Origin of the sequence: Curtobacterium sp. AG1037 (assembly GCF_003349855.1) — a bacterium.
Classification (GTDB): domain Bacteria; phylum Actinomycetota; class Actinomycetes; order Actinomycetales; family Microbacteriaceae; genus Curtobacterium; species Curtobacterium citreum.
This window is the reverse complement of record NZ_QQAO01000001.1, coordinates 484,683-500,631: the sequence shown is the minus strand read 5'-3', so window position 1 is coordinate 500,631 and position 15,949 is coordinate 484,683. Positions and strand designations below refer to the sequence as shown.

Below are 15,949 nucleotides of genomic sequence, written 5' to 3'. Positions count from 1 at the left end.
CAAGCCTACCGACGGTCAGTCGGCGGGCTCCTCGTCCGGCCCGGCCTGTGCAGAACCCCGGGCCTCGCGCGCGATGCGGAGGAGCTTGCCGAGTTCCACGGTGGACAGCTCGCGCGTCTTGCCGACGGGCAGCGACCCGAGGTGCAGCGGACCGAACGAGCGACGCACCAGGTCGGTGACCGGGTGGTCGACCGCCTCGAGCATGCGACGGACGATCCGGTTGCGCCCGGAGTGCAGCGTGATCTCGACGAGCGACTCGCCCTTCGCCGACTCGAGCAGCCGGACCTTGTCCGCCGCGATCGGCCCGTCCTCGAGCTCGACGCCGTCGAGCAGGCGCTGCACGGTCCCGGGGTTCACGTTGCCGCGGACCTTCGCGATGTACGTCTTCGTGATGCCGAACGACGGGTGCGCGAGCACGTGCGCCAGGTCGCCGTCGTTCGTCAGCACGAGCAGCCCCGAGGTCTCGGCGTCGAGCCGGCCGACGTTGAACAGGCGCTCCTCGTAGCGGTCGGCGAACTCGGACAGGTCACGCCGCCCCCGCTCGTCCTGCAGGCTCGACACGATCCCGACCGGCTTGTTGAGCAGGACGTACCGCCGCGAGGCGTCGCCCTGCACCGGCACGCCGTCGACCGCGATCTCGTCGGTCGCCGGGTCGACCCGGCGACCGAGCGCGTCGACGACCTCGCCGTTGACCGTCACGCGGCCCTCGACGATCAGGTTCTCCGCGACCCGTCGGGACGCCACGCCCGCAGCGGCGATCACCTTCTGCAGGCGCTCACCGTCGGCCTGGAGGCTCGCCCCGGCCCCGCCGGACACGCTCGCCCCCGACGCGTCCCAGTCCGGGATCACGGGGCGCTCGGGCGTGCCCTCGAGCGGTGCGCCCTGGGGGTTGCGTGCACCCTCCGGGTGCGGCGTCGTGTCCGCGCGCGGCGCGGTGCCGCGGCTGCCGACGGCACTCGGGCGGTCGGCGTTCCGGGCGGTCGTGGTGCCGCCGACGTAGCGGCGGCCGTTGTGCCAGACGGTGCTCGGGCGACCGTCGGGGCTGCGGCGGTCCTCGCGGGCCGGGTCACGGCGGTCGTCGCGCCGGTCGTCACGGCGTCCGGCGACGCGGCGGTCTCCCCCGCGGCGGTCGTCGTCACGTCCGCGGTACCCGCCGCCGGCGCGGTCGTCGCGACCACGGTACCCGCCGCCGGCGCGGTCGTCGCGACCACGGTACCCGCCGCCGGCGCGGTCGTCGCGCCCGCCGCGGTCGTCGCGGCCGCGGTCGTCCCGACCACGAGGTGCGCCACGGTCGTCGTCACGTCGGACGAACCCGCCGCGCTCGCTCGCACGCCGGTCCTCGCCGCGCCCGACGAAGCGGCCCCGGTCATCCTCGCGCCGGTCGCCGCGGCCGCGGTACTCACCAGCGGGACGCTCGTCACGCCCGCGGTACCCACCGGCGGAACGCTCGTCACGCCCGCGGTACCCACCGGCGGGACGCTCGTCACGCCCGCGGTACCCACCGGCAGGACGCTCGTCACGCCCGCGGTACCCACCAGCCGGGCGCTCGTCACGGCCGCGGTACCCGCCCCGGTCCTCCGACCGACGGTCCGACCCACCACGCTCGTCACGCCCACGGAACCCACCGGAGGCACGGTCGTCACGGCCGCGGTACCCGCCACGGTCCGACCCGCCCCGGTCGTCGCGGCCCCGGTACCCACCGGTACCGCGGTCGTCCCGGCCGCGGTACCCGCCGCGGTCCTCCGACCGACGGTCCGACCCACCACGTTCGTCACGCCCACGGAACCCACCGGTACCGCGGTCGTCACGGCCGCGGTACCCACCGCGGTCGTCGCCGGACCGGCCACCCACGCGACCGGAGCCGGCGGTGCGGTCGCGTGACGCGCCTCCAGGCCGGCTGTCGCGACCGGAACCGGCGCGGTCTCGCGACCCGCCTCGTCGTTCGTCCTCATGTGCGGCCATCGGGGATCCCTTCGTTCTGCTCGAAGCCGCCGGCGCCGTCCTCCAGGAGGGGCGAGATGAGCGGCAGCTCGTCGAGCGAGTTGATGCCGAGCTGCTGCAGGAGCAGGTCGGACGTGACGTAGTTGATGGCGCCGGTTTCCGCATCAGTGAACGACTCCTCGATGAGGCCGCGCGCCACGAGCGTGCGCACCACCCCGTCGACGTTCACGGCACGGATCGACGCGATCTGTGACCGGGTGATCGGCTGCTTGTAGGCGACGACCGCGAGGGTCTCGAGCGCGGCCTGCGACAGGCGCGCCGGACGCTCGGCCTCGACGAACTGCTCGACCACGGCGTCCAGGTCGGCACGGACGTAGAAGCGCCAGCCACCGCCGACCTCGCGGAGTTCGAAGCCGCGACGGACGGTCCCGACCAGCCCGTCGAAGTCGGCGACGAGCCGCTCCACCGCCTGGCGGACGACGGGCACGGGTGCGCCGACCGCTGCTGCGAGCGACACGAGCGACTGGGGCTCGTCCGCGATCATCAGGATCGCCTCGATCTGCCGGTCGACCGCGACGTCGAGCGGCGCGGCGTGGGGTGCGGTGGGCGGCGCGGCGTCGAGTTCGTCCGCTCCCCCGGGCTCGGCTCCGGCCCCGCCGTCGTGCGCGACGTGGGCGGCGGTGCGGTGCACGGCGTCATCCGTCATAGTCGGCTCCCAGGTTCGCGAGGCTCTCGTCGGACCAGTCCTCGGCGGTCCACCGGAGTGTGAGCTCCCCGAGCGGTTCGGCCTGCTCGAACGAGATCGACGCGTTCCGGTACAGCTCCAGGATCGCCAGGAAGCGAGCCACCACGATACCCGTCTCCGTGACCCCGGCGACCAGGTCGCGGAACGAGACGTCCTCGTCGGCGCGTGTGCGGAGGAGCGAGACGACGATCGCGGCCTGCTCCCGGATGCTCACGAGCGGCGCGTGCAGGTGGTCGAGTCCGACGGTCGGGATCTCCCGCGGCGCGAACGCCAGCATCGCCAGCGCGGCGAAGTCCTGCACCGACAGCGTCCACACGAGCTCCGGCGTCCGGGCCCGGAACCGTTCCTCGAGCCGCACACGACGCACGTGCCGTCGGGACTCCTCCTGCCACCGTTCCCCGAACCACTCCGCGGCCTGCTTGAACGCCCGGTACTGCAGCAGCCGGGCGAACAGCAGGTCCCGCGCCTCGAGCAGGGCGACGTCCTCGGCGTCGACGAGCTCGCCCTGGGGCAGGAGCCCGACGATCTTCAGGTCGAGCAGCGTCGCCGCGACGACGAGGAACTCGCTCGCCTCGTCGAGCTCGTCGGCGGACTCCGCCTGGCGGACGTACGCGATGAACTCACCCGTCACGGCGCCGAGCGACACCTCGGTGATGTCCAGCTCGTGCTTCGTGATGAGCGACAGGAGCAGGTCGAACGGGCCGTCGAAGTTCGACAGCCGGACGCGGAACCCGGTGGCGGCCGCCGGGTCAGGCGACGGCGCCACGCTCGACGAGCTCCCGTGCCAGCTGCCGGTACGCGTGGGCGGCGGCGTGGTCCGGGGCCGTCTGCGTGATCGGGCGCGCCGACACCGTGGCGTCCGGGAACTTCACCGTGCGGCCGATCACCGTGTCGAGCACCCGGTCGTCGAAGGTCTCGACGACGCGCTCCATGACCTCGCGCGAGTGCAGCGTCCGCGAGTCGTACATCGTCGCGAGGATGCCGTCGAGCTGCAGCGCCGGGTTCAGCCGGTCCCGTACCTTGTCGATCGTCTCGATGAGCAGCGCGACGCCGCGGAGCGCGAAGAACTCGCACTCGAGCGGGATGAGCACGCCGTGCGCGGCCGTCAGCGCGTTCACCGTCAGCAGGCCGAGGGACGGCTGGCAGTCGACGAGGATCACGTCGTAGTCGTTCGCGACCTTGCGGAGGACGCTCGCCAGGATCTGCTCCCGCGCGACCTCGTTCACCAGGTGGACCTCGGCCGCGGACAGGTCGATGTTCGCGGGGATGACGTCGAGCAGCGGGACGTTCGTCGGCTGGATGACCTGGTTCGGGTCCTTCACCGAGCCCATCAGCAGGTCGTAGACCGTGGGGATGTCGTGGGTCCGCACGCCGAGGCCGGCGGACAGGGCGCCCTGCGGGTCGAAGTCGACGGCGAGGACGCGACGGCCGTACTCGGCCAACGTGGCGCCGAGGTTGATCGACGTCGTGGTCTTGCCGACGCCGCCCTTCTGGTTGCAGAGCGCGATGATGCGAGCCGGCCCGTGGCCGTCGAGTTCCTCGGGGACGGGGAACTGCCGCACGGGCCGCCCGGTGGGGCCGACCGGGGTCTCGCCGGTGCCGGGGCTGGTCGTCGGGTTGGTGCTCACCCCGTCATGCTACCGGCGGGCCGCCGACGTCCCGGCGCGACCGGCGGGGCGGGCGCGCCACGCGCTTCCCGGCCTGGAGGCGCGACTCACGCCCGGCGCAGCGCCACCCGCATGCTGTCCACGCGTTCCGCGACGACGGTGTCCGCCGTCCAGCGCTGCTGGAGGCGGCCGACGAGGGCCTGCACGTCACCTTGGTCGAGACCGGGGTGGAGCGCGAGGCCCACCGTCAACTCGGCCCCGGCGAACCGACCGAGCGGGTCCCCGGGCGACAGCTCGACCCGCGCGATCGCCGGCTCGTCGGCCACGGAGTCCGCGAACGCCCGGGCGACCTCCGGGTCCTCGAAGCACGGGGTCCACGGCACGTCCTGACCGATCGCCCACACGGCCGGTCGGCGCAGCACGAACTCGGTCGGCGCCGTCGGGTCGAGGACCACGAGCTGGGTCTCCTCGCTCGCCGCAGCCATCGCCACGCGCCGCGTGTCCGCCGGCACGGGCCGCGCCGTCGGGTCCCACGACCGCATCGCCTCGGCCGACGTGAACGCCGGCATGACCCTCCGCCCGTCCGGCCCGGCGACCGTCACGATGGACAGCTCCTGGGTCTTGTCGACGAGCTTGCCGTCGGGCGTGTGGCCGACGTCCCCGGCCTCGGCGACGAGCGGGACGAGGAGCCGCGCGGACCGGAGCGCGTCCACCACGGCGCGCTGCGAGCCGCCCTGCTGCAGCGCGGTGATCGCGGCGACCACCGCGGGGTCGGCGAGGCCGTCGTCGTCGTCGTACGCGGTGTCGTGCGCGTCGAACGTCCGGCCGGCCCAGGGGTTGCCCGCGGAGTCGGCGGCACCACCGGGGCTGTGCGCGTCGTCATGCGTCGGCTCGGGTCCCGTGCCGCGGCCGTTCGAGATGCCCGCCACCGCGCGCTACGCCCCGGCGACGTCGAGGGCGGCCGGGAGCGTGAACGCGCCGGAGTAGAGCGCCTTGCCGATGATCGCGCCCTCGAGCCCGTGCGGGACGAGCTCGCGGAGGGCCCGCAGGTCGTCGAGGTTCGAGATGCCACCGGAGGCCACGACGGGCTGGTCGGTCCGGTCGCAGACCGCACGGAGGAGCTCCACATTCGGGCCCTGCAGCGTGCCGTCCTTCGTCACGTCGGTCACCACGTAGCGCGCGCACCCTGCGGCCTCGAGCCGGTCGAGGACCTCCCACAGGTCGCCGGCGTCCTCGGTCCACCCGCGGCTCGCGAGGGTGGTCCCTCGGACGTCGAGCCCGACGGCGATCTGCTCGCCGTACTGCTGGATCACCCGGGCGGCCCACTCGGGCTGCTCGAGCGCGGCGGTGCCGAGGTTCACGCGGGCGGCACCGGTCGCGAGGGCGGCCTCGAGCGAGGCGTCGTCGCGGATGCCGCCGGAGAGCTCGACGGAGACCCCCTCGACCTCGTCGATCGCGCGGGCGATCACCTGCCGGTTGTCGCCGCGACCGAACGCCGCGTCGAGGTCGACGAGGTGGATCCACTCGGCACCCTGCTCCCGCCACGTGCGGGCGGCGGTGACGGGGTCGCCGTACAAGGTCTCGCTGCCGGCCTCGCCCTGGGTGAGGCGGACAGCCTGGCCGTCGACCACGTCGACGGCGGGGAGCAGGACGAGGGGCGGGGTGGCGGTGAGGTCGGTCATGGTCCTGTCGGGGGTCGTGCGGGCGTGGGCGTGGGCTGTCGCTGGTCGCTGGTCGCTGGTCACTCAGAGTGAGCGGACCCAGTTCCGGAGGAGCTGGATGCCCGGCTCGCCGGACTTCTCGGGGTGGAACTGGGTGGCGGTCAGCGGCCCGTTCTCGACCGCGGCGACGAACCGCTGGCCGTGCTCGGCCCAGGTCAGCCGGGGCGCGCGGAACGGGCCGTATGCGTCGAGCGGGAAGTCGGTGACGCCGTAGGAGTGCACGAAGTAGAAGCGCTCGTCGTGCAGCCCGTCGAACAGGACCGAGTCCTCGGGCGCCTCGACGGTGTTCCACCCCATGTGCGGCAGGACGTCGGCCTCGAGCTGCTCGACCGTCCCGGGCCACTGCGCCAGACCCTCGACGTCGGCACCGCGCTCGACCCCGCGCGCGAACATGACCTGCATGCCGACGCAGATGCCGAGCACCGGGCGCCCGCCGGCCAGGCGGTGGTCGACGATCTCGCCGCCGTGCACGCCCTCGAGCTGGTCGACGACCGCAGCGAACGCACCCACGCCCGGGACGAGCAGCCCGTCGGCGCGCAGCGCGGTCTGCTTGTCGGCGCTCAGCGTCACGTCCGCCCCGGCGCGCTCGAGGGCCTTCGCGGCGGAGTGCACGTTGCCGGAGCCGTAGTCGAGGACGACGACGTTCGGCCGCGCGCCCGACGGCTCGGTCTCGGGACTGCCGGACGCAGGCCGGTCGGTGCCGGGTCGGTCGGTGCCGGTCACAGGGCGCCCTTGGTCGACGGGATGCCGTCGACGCGCGGGTCGAGCTCGACCGCCTTGCGCATCGCCCGGGCGAAGGCCTTGAACTCGGCCTCGGCGATGTGGTGCGGGTCCCGGCCCTCGAGCACACGGACGTGCACGGTGATGCCGGCGTTGAACGTGATCGCCTCGAACACGTGGCGGACCATCGACCCGGTGAAGTGCCCGCCGATGCGGTGGAACTCGAAGCCGGCGGGCTCCCCCGAGTGCACGAGGAACGGACGGCCGGAGACGTCGACGACCGCCTGTGCCAGCGCCTCGTCGAGGGGCACGAGGGCGTCGCCGTACCGGCCGATGCCGGACCGGTCTCCCAGGGCCTGCTTGAGCGCCTGCCCGAGCACGATGCCGGTGTCCTCGACCGTGTGGTGCACGTCGATCTCGGTGTCGCCCGTCGAGCGCACCCGCAGGTCGATGAGCGAGTGCTTGCTGAACGCGGTCAGCATGTGGTCGAAGAACGGCACGCTCGTCGAGACGTCGGACGAGCCGGTGCCGTCCAGGTCGAGCGAGAGCTCGATGCTCGACTCGCTCGTGCTCCTGCTGACGGAGGCGGTACGGGCGGTCATGCGTCCAGCCTAACCGGGGGCTGGACGGCGGCCACGCGGCGCATCGCGTCGAGGAACGCGGTGGTCTCCTCCTCGGTCCCCGCGCTCACCCGGAGGTGGTTCGGGATGCCGAGGTCGCGGACGATCACGTCCTGGTCGAGCAGGGCCTCGAACGCGGCGTTCGGGTCCGCGACGCCGCCGAACAGGACGAAGTTCGACCAGGTCTCGTACGTGCGGTACCCCATCGCGCCGAGCTCGGTGACCATGCGGTCGCGCTGTTCCTTGATGTCGTCGACCATCGCCAGCATCTCCGGCGCGTGGCGGAGCGCCGCGACGGCGGCCGCCTGCGTCAGCGCGGACAGGTGGTACGGCAGCCGGACGAGCCGGATCGCATCGATGACGGCCGGGTCGGCCGCGAGGTACCCGACCCGGGCGCCCGCGAACGCGAACGCCTTGCTCATCGTGCGCGACACCACGAGCCGCTCACGCCCCGGGAGCAGCGAGACGGCGCTCGGCACGTCGGCGGGCATGAACTCCGCGTAGGCCTCGTCGACCATCACGATGCCGTCGGTCGCGTCGTACGCGGCGCGGACGGTGTCGATCGACAGGGGCGTCCCGGTCGGGTTGTTCGGCCCGCACAGGAAGACGATGTCGGGCTGGTGCTCGCGGACGGCGGCCACGACGGTCTCGGGCGAGATGCGGAACTCGTCGTCGCGCTGCGCCGGGATCCACGTCGTGCCGGTTCCGGACGCCAGGATCGAGTGCATCGAGTAGGTGGGCGGGAACCCGAGCACGCTCCGGCCGGGACCGCCGAAGGCCTGGAGGAGCTGCTGCAGGACCTCGTTCGACCCGTTCGCCGCCCAGAGCTGCTCGGCGGTCAGACCGTGCCCGAGGTACGCGGCGAGCGACTGGCGCAGCTCGGTGAACTCCCGGTCGGGGTAGCGGTTCACCGTCCTCAGCGCCTGACGGATCGACTCCACGATGTCGTCGGCGACGTCCTGCGGCACCGGATGCGTGTTCTCGTTGACGTTGAGCTGCACCCGCACGTGCTTCTGCGGGGCACCGTAGGGGCTCTGCCCACGGAGGTCGTCGCGGATCGGGAGGTCGTCGAGCGTGGTTGCCACCGATCCATCGTAGGCCGCGCTGCCGTGCGGACGACCGGCCGTCCGGACGGTCTCGGCCACGTGGACGATCGGCAGGTCAGTTGCCCGCGGAGTACTTCGCCGGGATCGCGATCTGCTCGCCCGCCTGGAGCGTCGAGCTGTCGAGCGCGTTGAGGCTGACGACGTCCTGCACGAAGTCGCGCGGGTCGGCGTCGGGCGCGGTCTGCTCGGCGAGCGACCACAGGGTCTCGCCCGGCTGCACCGTGACGGTCTCGAAGTGGACGGGAGCCCCGGCGCGCGAGGCGTCACCGGCGGAGGCCTGGCCGCCGTTGATCACAGCGAGGAGGATGCCGACAGCGACCGGGAGCGCGGCGAGCGTCGTGAGGACGACCCGTCCACGGCGCGTGAGGCGCAGGCGCGTCCGGACGGCGGGCGTCGCGGTGCGCTGGGTGTCAGCGATGGCGATGGTGCTCATGTCGTTCTGCCTTCCCGTTCGGTGAACCGAAGTCGTGTACCGAACATACTTTCGAACCGGAGGCCGCACAAGTCCCAGGGAGGGATTTCTGCGGGATTTCTTGCCGACACGCTCGAACAGGTGTTTGTCCGGCGTGGGACGGTCGGATACTGTTTCGATCGACTGGGACGAGTCAAGCGGGTACCACCGACATCCGCGGCGATCACGTCCAGACACCGACGAAGGGCGGCCCGACGTGGCGGACGAACTGCGGAGCCAGAAGCCGCTGACGGCGAAGCAGCAGGCGATCCTCGACGCGATCCGCGCGTCCATCGCCAGCCGCGGCTACCCGCCGAGCATGCGGGAGATCGGCGACGCCGCCGGCCTGTCGTCCCTGTCGAGCGTCTCCCACCAGCTCGGTCAACTCGAGCTCGGCGGCTGGATCCGTCGCGACCCGAACCGTCCCCGAGCGCTCGAGGTCCTGGTCGACGAGCCGAACCCGGACGTCCAGACCCCGGACGTCGACGCCACGACGCTCGTGCCCCTCGTCGGCCGGATCGCCGCCGGTGTGCCGATCACGGCCGAGCAGCACGTCGACGAGATCGTGCCGCTCCCCCGTCAGCTCGTCGGCACGGGTGACCTGTTCATGCTCAAGGTCGTGGGCGAGTCGATGATCGACGCCGCCATCTGCGACGGCGACTGGGTCGTCGTCCGGTCGCAGCAGACCGCAGAGAACGGTGACGTCGTCGCGGCGATGCTCGACGAGGAAGCCACCGTCAAGGTCTTCCGCCAGCGCGACGGCCACACCTGGCTGCTCCCCCGGAACTCGGCGTTCGAGCCGATCCTCGGTGACGCGGCGACGGTCCTCGGCAAGGTCGTCGCGGTGCTCCGCTCGCTCTGACCGCGACCCGCTCTGATCGCAACCCGCAGACGGACAGGAGGCACGGTGCCAGCTGGCACCGTGCCTCCTGTCCGTCCCGGTGTGGGTCCGGCGACTAGGCCGTGGTGACGGGCGCCACCACGTAGGGGTCGAGCTCCGCGACCTGCCGCTGGAAGACGCGGACGCGCAGTCGGGTGCCGTCCTCGACGTAGTCGGTCGTCTCGACCGCGCCCGCGTCGTGCAGGGCGGACACCAGGTCGCCACGGTCGTAGGGGATGACGACCGTGAGGTCGACGTCCGGTTCCGGCAGACGGTCCTCGATCGCCGCCAGGAGCTCGGCGACGCCCTCGCCCGTGCGCGCCGAGACGAAGACGGCGTCCGGGACCAGGCCGACGAGCACGAGGCGCTGCGCGTCGTCGATCAGGTCCGCCTTGTTGAAGGCGACGACCTCGGGGATGTCGCGCGCGCCGACGTCGCCGATCACGTCGCGGACCGTGGCGAGCTGCGCGGCCGGGTCCGGGTGCGAGCCGTCCACGACGTGCACGATGACGTCGGCCTGGCCGACCTCCTCGAGTGTGGACCGGAACGCCTCGACCAGCTGGTGCGGCAGGTTGCGCACGAAGCCGACGGTGTCGACGAACGTGAACTCGCGCCCCTTGGTGCTCTCGGTGCGGCGGACGGTCGCGTCGAGCGTGGCGAACAGCTGGTTCTGCACCAGCACGCCGGCGCTCGTCAGGCGGTTGAGCAACGACGACTTGCCGGCGTTGGTGTACCCGGCGATCGCGACGCTCGGCACCTCGTTCCGGGCTCGGTCGGCACGCTTCGCCTCGCGGGCCGGGGTGAAGCCGGCGATCTGGCGCCGGAGCTTCGCCATCCGGGTGTGGATCTTCCGGCGGTCGAGCTCCATCTTCGTCTCACCGGGGCCACGGGAACCCATGCCCGCACCGCCGGAGACCTGTCCACCGGCCTGCCGGGACATCGACTCACCCCAACCGCGCAGGCGCGGGAGCAGGTACTGCAGTTGCGCGAGTTCGACCTGCGCCTTGCCCTCGCGGGTGGAGGCGTGCTGGCTGAAGATGTCGAGGATCACGGCCGTTCGGTCGATCACCTTGACCTTGACGACGTCCTCGAGCGCGCGACGCTGCGAGGGTGCGAGCTCGGTGTCGGCGATAACCGTGTCCGCGCCGGTGGCCTTGACGACCATCGCGAGTTCCTCGGCCTTGCCCTTGCCGAGGTACGTGGAGGGGTCGGGGGTCGGACGGCGCTGCAGGAGCCCGTCGAGCACCACGGCACCCGCGGTCTCGGCCAGGGCGGCGAGCTCGCGGAGGGAGTTCTCGGCGTCCTGCGCGCTGCCCTGGGGGTACACGCCGATGAGGACGACCTGCTCGAGCCGGAGCTGCCGGTACTCGACCTCGGTGACGTCCTGGAGTTCGGTGGAGAGGCCGGTGACACGGCGCAGGGCCGCCCGGTCCTCGCGTTCGTACTGGTCGCCGTCGCCGGCCCAGCCGTGCTCGTCGACCGATCGGGTCTGGATCGCCTGCGCTGGGGCGAAGATCGCAGACGATGCCTTCGAGTCCGCGTTGCGGAGGACGCGTTCCACGACACCTTCGGCGCTGTCGTCGGATCGTCCGTCGTTCATGGTGGTTTCCGTCATCTTCTCCACAGGCTACCGCCGCCACGCCCGGGACACACGGGGGTCCCGGTACGGTTCTTCCATGGCGAACGAGCACTACTTCTCCGCGAACCCGTCGTCGGAGACCCGTGCGCGCCAGGTGCACGTCACGCTCGCCGGCAAGCCGCTGACCCTGACCACCGCTGCCGGGGTGTTCAGCCCGGACGGCGTCGACCGCGGCACACGCGTCCTGCTCGGGTCGGTGCCGCCGCCCGCGTCGTCGGGCGCCCTGCTCGACGTCGGCTGCGGCTGGGGACCCATCGCGATCACGATGGCGCTCGAGTCGCCGGACGCGCACGTGTGGGGCGTGGACGTCAACGAGCGGGTGCTCGGGCTGGCGCGCGACAACGCCGCCGCGGCCGGCGTCGCGAACGTGACGGTCGGCCTGCCGTCGGAGATCCCCGCCGACCTGCGCTTCCGGACGATCTGGTCCAACCCGCCGATCCGCGTCGGGAAGGACGAGCTGCACGAGATCCTGCTCACCTGGCTCCCCCGGCTCGAGGTCGAGGGCGACGCGTGGCTCGTCGTGTCGAAGGACCTCGGTGGCGACTCGCTGCAGCGCTGGCTCGGGGACACGCTCGGCGCCGGGTTCCGGGTCGCCCGGGCGACGACGGACAAGGGCTTCCGGGTGATCCGGGTGCACCGCGTGGCAGAGGACACAGCCGCGGCGGAGTGAGGCGGGGCTGGTCCGTCCTGCTCGCTGGCCGATCGTGCTGTTCCGGGGTGCCGGCACACCGGCTCGGTGGTCCGGGCTGCCCGCCCGGCTCGGTGCTCGTTGCGCCGGTGACACCCCGGCGTGCTCGAGACGCCTCCGATCACGCGAGACGCCCGGCGAAGCCGTGGCGTCTCGACCATGGCGCGGCGTCTCGACCATGGCGCGGCGTCTCGACCGTGGCGCGGCGTCTCGCGAGCAACGCGGCGTCTCGCGGGCGCTGCGGTGCCTCATGGGCGTGGTCGATCGTTCCCATCACGCCCGACATGGGAGGACGAATCGCGCGTACTCGGTCAGGACGAACGACCTCCGACGCGCGGAACCGTCTCCGTCGAGCAGATCGGCCTCCCTCGCGCAGAACGACCCCGGCGCCGAACCCCGGCGCCGAGCCCCAGCCCGCCCCGCGCCGCGCCGCGCCCGACCACGGCGCCGACAGCCTCAGACCGTCAAGTCCCCCGAGAACACCAGTTCCGCCGGCCCCGCGAGCGCCACGTGCTCCCCGTCCTCGGCCGCGAACATCCGCACCGTGACGATCCCGCCCGGGACCCGTACGCGCCACGTGTCCGGCGCCGAGGGCCCCGCCCAGTACCGGGTCGCCACCGCTGCCGCGACCGCACCGGTCCCGCACGACAGCGTCTCGCCGCTCCCGCGCTCGTGCACCCGCATCGTGATCTCGCCGACGCCGTCCTTGACCAGCGGGTCGCCGGGCAGCACGAACTCGACGTTCGCCCCGGCCGCCGGTGCCGGGTCGAGCACGGGGATCCAGGTCAGGTCGAGTCCGGCGAGCTCGTCCTCGGTCGCGACCGCGACGACGACGTGCGGGTTCCCCACGTCGATGCCGAGGCCGGGTCGTGCGCCGTCGAGCTCCCGCGCCCGGACCATGACGTCGTTCGCGCCGCCGCCCTCGATGCCGAGCCCCCACCGGCCCAGGTCCGCCGAGAACCCGTTCGTGGTCCGCTGGATGTCGACCAGGCCCTTGCGGCTGCCGACGGTCAGCGTCTCCCCCGGTGCGAGGTCGACGAGCCCCGACTCGGTCAGGTACCGCGCGAACACCCGGATGCCGTTGCCGCACATCTCCGCGACCGAGCCGTCGGCGTTGTGGTAGTCCATGAACCAGGTCGCCTCGGGCGCGACCGCGACGAGCGCCCGTCCCTCCGGCAGCGCCTCGGACCGGACGGCCCGGATCACGCCGTCGCCGCCGACGCCGAACCGACGGTCCGCGATGGCCCGGATCCGCTCGGGGGTCAGGTCGACCGTCGCGTCGGGGTCGGCGAACAGGACGAAGTCGTTGCCGGTGCCCTGGCCCTTGGTGAAGTGCAGTTCGGTCACGGGACGATCCTACGGGCCGCCTCCCGCAGGCCCGCGAGGTCCGTCCCGGTCACGTCGAGCACCTCGGCGTCGGCGTACCGCTTGAACCACGAGACCTGCCGCCGGGCGTACTTGCGGGTCGCCACCGCGGTTGCCTCGACGGCGTCGTCCCGAGTCGCCCGCCCGTGCAGCACGTCGAGCGCCTGCGCGTACCCGATCGCGGCGCGGGCGGTCTTCCCCTGCTCCAACCCGTGGTCGCGGAGCGCCGCGACCTCGTCGACGAGCCCCCGGTCGAACATCCGCGCGGCACGCTCGTGCAGTGACGCGACGAGTCCGGTGCGTTCGCGGTGCAGGTGCAGGATCCGGGCGGGTCGCCAGGCGCGGGGCGCGGACGGGAGGCTCGGGGTCACGACCTCGGATCGGCTCGCGATCTCGAGTGCGCGGATCAGGCGCCGCGGGTTGCGTTGGTCGACGCCGGCTGCAGCGGCGGGGTCGAGCGCCCGGAGCCGCTCGACGAGGACACCGGGTCCGAGTTCGGCGTGCTCGCGCTCGAGCCGTGCGCGCAGTTCGGGGTCCGTGCCCGGGAACGCGAGGTCGAAGAGCACCGACGACACGTAGAGCCCGCTGCCGCCGACGAGGAGCGCGACGGCACCGGAGCCCGTGATCCGTTCGACGTCGACACGCGCGTCGCCCTGGTACGTCGCGACGCTCGCCTCGTCGGTCACGTCGAGCACGTCGAGCTGGTGGTGCGGGACCCCTCGGCGTTCCGCGACGCTGAGCTTCGCCGTGCCGATGTCCATGCCGCGGTAGAGCTGCATCGCGTCGGCGTTGACGATCTCCGCCGCACGACCCGAACGGGCGAGCTGTTCGGCGATCGCCAGGGCGAACTCGGACTTGCCGGTCCCCGTCGCGCCGACGACCGCGATCAGGTCGACCGCGGCAGGGTCTGACGACCGGTCGTCGATCGCCAGGCCCTCGGGCAAGAGGGGATCAGCGCCCGACACGGAGCGACGGCAGACCGAGCGAGACCGGACGCGGTCCCGCGGCCGCACCTGCGGGCGCCGGGGTCGGGACGCCGCAGCTCTCCGCCTGCGCGCGGTCCCAGGCGTCGCCCGCGCGGGTGCGACGGATCTGCAGGGGTCCGTCGTTGTCGGCGATCAGGAAGTGCGGGGCCGCACGCGTGACCTCGACCGTGACCACGTCACCGGGACGCGGCACGGCGGAGTCGGCCGGGACCGAGAAGTGCACGAGCCGCGAGTCCTCAGCGCGCCCGGACAGCCGGTGGGTGGCGTCGTCCTTCTTGCCCTCACCCGTGGCGACGAGCACCTGCACGGTGCGACCGACCTGCTTCGCGTGTTCCTCGGCGGTGATCCGGTCCTGCAGCGCGATCAGCCGCTCGTAGCGTTCCTGCACGACCGCCTTCGGCAGCTGGTCCGGCATCGTCGCCGCCGGGGTACCGGGACGGATCGAGTACTGGAAGGTGAAGGCCGATGCGAACCGGGACTGCTCGACCACGCGCAGGGTGTCCGCGAAGTCCTCCTCGGTCTCGCCCGGGAACCCGACGATGATGTCCGTGGAGATCGCCGCGTTCGGGATCTTCGCCCGGACGCGGTCCAGGATCCCGAGGAAGCGCTCGCTCCGGTAGCTCCGACGCATCGCCTTGAGCACGCGGTCGGAACCGGACTGCAGCGGCATGTGCAGCTGCGGCATGACGTTCGGCGTCTCGGCCATCGCGTCGATGACGTCGTCGGTGAACGCCGCCGGGTGCGGGCTCGTGAAGCGGATCCGCTCGAGCCCCTCGATCGCACCGGCGGCACGGAGGAGCTTGCTGAACGCCTGGCGGTCCCCGAACTCGACGCCGTACGAGTTGACGTTCTGCCCGAGGAGCGTGACCTCGATCGCGCCGTCGTCGACCAGCGCCTGGATCTCGGCGAGGACGTCCCCGGGTCGACGGTCCTTCTCCTTGCCGCGGAGCGAGGGCACGATGCAGAACGTGCAGGTGTTGTTGCAGCCGACGGAGATCGACACCCACCCGCTGTAGGTCGAGTCGCGCTTCGTCGGCAGCGTCGACGGGAACACGTCGAGCGACTCGAGGATCTCGATCTGCGCCTCGTCGTTGTGCCGTGCGCGCTCGAGCAGGGTCGGGAGCGACCCCATGTTGTGCGTCCCGAACACGACGTCGACCCACGGCGCCTTCTCGAGGATGACGTTCTTGTCCTTCTGCGCCAGGCACCCGCCGACGGCGATCTGCATGCCGGGGTGCTCACGCTTCACACCCGCCAGGTGCCCGAGGTTGCCGTAGAGCCGATTGTCCGCGTTCTCGCGCACCGCGCAGGTGTTGATCACGACGACGTCGGCCTGCTCGCCGTCGGCGGCGACGTACCCGGCCGACTGCAGCGAACCGCTGAGGCGCTCGGAGTCGTGCACGTTCATCTGGCACCCGTAGGTGCGGACTTCGTAGGTGCGGGGGCGGGCGTCGACGGTGGCCATGATCGTCCCAGTGTA

At 72.6% G+C, this 15,949-nt stretch carries 17 protein-coding genes; 3 read left to right on the top strand and 14 right to left on the bottom strand.

The features are described from left to right. Positions 1–15: 15 nt before the first annotated feature. Positions 16–816, bottom strand: a complete 801-nt coding sequence (locus DEU32_RS17370) for a pseudouridine synthase (RefSeq protein WP_220152766.1) — start codon at positions 814–816, stop codon at positions 16–18. Between the two features lie 195 nt (positions 817–1,011). On the opposite strand from DEU32_RS17370, the gene DEU32_RS17365 reads away from it, so the two are divergent. Next, the gene (locus DEU32_RS17365) at positions 1,012–1,881 is read left to right on the top strand and encodes a hypothetical protein (RefSeq protein WP_141860844.1); all 870 of its coding nucleotides are present in this window, start codon (positions 1,012–1,014) and stop codon (positions 1,879–1,881) included. Positions 1,882–1,948: 67 nt separating this feature from the next. Here the strand turns inward: DEU32_RS17365 and scpB are convergent, their stop codons facing one another. The 9 genes from scpB to DEU32_RS02260 all read right to left on the bottom strand — a co-directional run bounded on the left by scpB (position 1,949) and on the right by DEU32_RS02260 (position 8,893). After that, positions 1,949–2,647: an SMC-Scp complex subunit ScpB gene (gene scpB, locus DEU32_RS02300; RefSeq protein WP_114849127.1), complete on the bottom strand. Its 699-nt coding sequence runs from the start codon at positions 2,645–2,647 to the stop codon at positions 1,949–1,951. Beyond that, a complete protein-coding gene (locus tag DEU32_RS02295) occupies positions 2,637–3,452 on the bottom strand; it encodes a ScpA family protein (protein ID WP_114849126.1) in 816 nt (271 codons plus the stop codon). The genes scpB and DEU32_RS02295 overlap by 11 nt, the downstream gene beginning before the upstream one ends. Next, positions 3,436–4,314: a ParA family protein gene (locus tag DEU32_RS02290; protein WP_058742961.1), complete on the bottom strand. Its 879-nt coding sequence runs from the start codon at positions 4,312–4,314 to the stop codon at positions 3,436–3,438. Before DEU32_RS02290 ends, DEU32_RS02295 begins: the two co-directional genes overlap by 17 nt. Before the next feature lie 86 nt (positions 4,315–4,400). Continuing rightward, the gene (locus tag DEU32_RS02285; protein ID WP_114849125.1) at positions 4,401–5,222 is read right to left on the bottom strand and encodes an SseB family protein; all 822 of its coding nucleotides are present in this window, start codon (positions 5,220–5,222) and stop codon (positions 4,401–4,403) included. Between the two features lie 6 nt (positions 5,223–5,228). Beyond that, entirely contained in the window at positions 5,229–5,975 is a 747-nt protein-coding gene (gene priA / locus DEU32_RS02280; protein ID WP_114849124.1) for a bifunctional 1-(5-phosphoribosyl)-5-((5-phosphoribosylamino)methylideneamino)imidazole-4-carboxamide isomerase/phosphoribosylanthranilate isomerase PriA, read from the bottom strand. Positions 5,976–6,038: 63 nt separating this feature from the next. After that, positions 6,039–6,737 carry an imidazole glycerol phosphate synthase subunit HisH gene (gene hisH, locus DEU32_RS02275; RefSeq protein WP_114849123.1) on the bottom strand — a complete coding sequence of 233 codons (699 nt, stop codon included), beginning with the start codon at positions 6,735–6,737 and terminating at the stop codon, positions 6,039–6,041. Continuing rightward, positions 6,734–7,336: an imidazoleglycerol-phosphate dehydratase HisB gene (gene hisB / locus DEU32_RS02270; protein WP_058742959.1), complete on the bottom strand. Its 603-nt coding sequence runs from the start codon at positions 7,334–7,336 to the stop codon at positions 6,734–6,736. The genes hisH and hisB overlap by 4 nt, the downstream gene beginning before the upstream one ends. Beyond that, the gene (locus tag DEU32_RS02265) at positions 7,333–8,439 is read right to left on the bottom strand and encodes a histidinol-phosphate transaminase (protein ID WP_114849212.1); all 1,107 of its coding nucleotides are present in this window, start codon (positions 8,437–8,439) and stop codon (positions 7,333–7,335) included. The genes hisB and DEU32_RS02265 overlap by 4 nt, the downstream gene beginning before the upstream one ends. 76 nt (positions 8,440–8,515) lie before the next feature. Continuing rightward, positions 8,516–8,893 (bottom strand): LysM peptidoglycan-binding domain-containing protein, encoded by a 378-nt coding sequence (locus DEU32_RS02260; protein ID WP_114849122.1) that lies wholly within the window; start codon positions 8,891–8,893, stop codon positions 8,516–8,518. 235 nt (positions 8,894–9,128) lie between these two features. On the opposite strand from DEU32_RS02260, the gene lexA reads away from it, so the two are divergent. Further along, positions 9,129–9,773, top strand: coding sequence for a transcriptional repressor LexA (gene lexA / locus DEU32_RS02255; protein ID WP_058742957.1), 645 nt, complete (start codon positions 9,129–9,131; stop codon positions 9,771–9,773). A 94-nt stretch (positions 9,774–9,867) separates the two neighbouring features. Here lexA and hflX read toward each other — a convergent pair whose 3' ends face one another. Next, complete coding sequence (hflX, locus tag DEU32_RS02250) at positions 9,868–11,406, bottom strand: GTPase HflX (RefSeq protein ID WP_114849211.1); 1,539 nt, start codon at positions 11,404–11,406, stop codon at positions 9,868–9,870. 61 nt (positions 11,407–11,467) lie between these two features. Here hflX and DEU32_RS02245 point away from each other — a divergent pair, with 61 nt between their 5' ends. Further along, positions 11,468–12,100 carry a class I SAM-dependent methyltransferase gene (locus DEU32_RS02245; RefSeq protein ID WP_114849121.1) on the top strand — a complete coding sequence of 211 codons (633 nt, stop codon included), beginning with the start codon at positions 11,468–11,470 and terminating at the stop codon, positions 12,098–12,100. 474 nt (positions 12,101–12,574) lie between these two features. Here the strand turns inward: DEU32_RS02245 and dapF are convergent, their stop codons facing one another. The 3 genes from dapF to miaB are packed head-to-tail and all read right to left on the bottom strand — an operon-like array spanning position 12,575 to position 15,934. Further along, positions 12,575–13,465 carry a diaminopimelate epimerase gene (gene dapF, locus DEU32_RS02240; RefSeq protein WP_114849120.1) on the bottom strand — a complete coding sequence of 297 codons (891 nt, stop codon included), beginning with the start codon at positions 13,463–13,465 and terminating at the stop codon, positions 12,575–12,577. After that, positions 13,462–14,427 carry a tRNA (adenosine(37)-N6)-dimethylallyltransferase MiaA gene (miaA, locus tag DEU32_RS02235; RefSeq protein ID WP_244289132.1) on the bottom strand — a complete coding sequence of 322 codons (966 nt, stop codon included), beginning with the start codon at positions 14,425–14,427 and terminating at the stop codon, positions 13,462–13,464. Before miaA ends, dapF begins: the two co-directional genes overlap by 4 nt. 7 nt (positions 14,428–14,434) lie before the next feature. Continuing rightward, a complete protein-coding gene (miaB, locus tag DEU32_RS02230) occupies positions 14,435–15,934 on the bottom strand; it encodes a tRNA (N6-isopentenyl adenosine(37)-C2)-methylthiotransferase MiaB (RefSeq protein WP_114849119.1) in 1,500 nt (499 codons plus the stop codon). Positions 15,935–15,949: the final 15 nt, after the last annotated feature.

Excerpts from the sequence above, each read along its gene's own strand:
- scpB (WP_114849127.1), bottom strand. The coding sequence starts at position 2,647 with ATGACGGATGACGCCGTGCACCGCACCGCCGCCCACGTCGCGCACGAC.
- priA (WP_114849124.1), bottom strand. The coding sequence starts at position 5,975 with ATGACCGACCTCACCGCCACCCCGCCCCTCGTCCTGCTCCCCGCCGTC.
- hisB (WP_058742959.1), bottom strand. The coding sequence starts at position 7,336 with ATGACCGCCCGTACCGCCTCCGTCAGCAGGAGCACGAGCGAGTCGAGC.
- DEU32_RS02260 (WP_114849122.1), bottom strand. The coding sequence starts at position 8,893 with ATGAGCACCATCGCCATCGCTGACACCCAGCGCACCGCGACGCCCGCC.
- hflX (WP_114849211.1), bottom strand. The coding sequence starts at position 11,406 with ATGACGGAAACCACCATGAACGACGGACGATCCGACGACAGCGCCGAA.
- DEU32_RS02245 (WP_114849121.1), top strand. The coding sequence starts at position 11,468 with ATGGCGAACGAGCACTACTTCTCCGCGAACCCGTCGTCGGAGACCCGT.
- miaB (WP_114849119.1), bottom strand. The coding sequence starts at position 15,934 with ATGGCCACCGTCGACGCCCGCCCCCGCACCTACGAAGTCCGCACCTAC.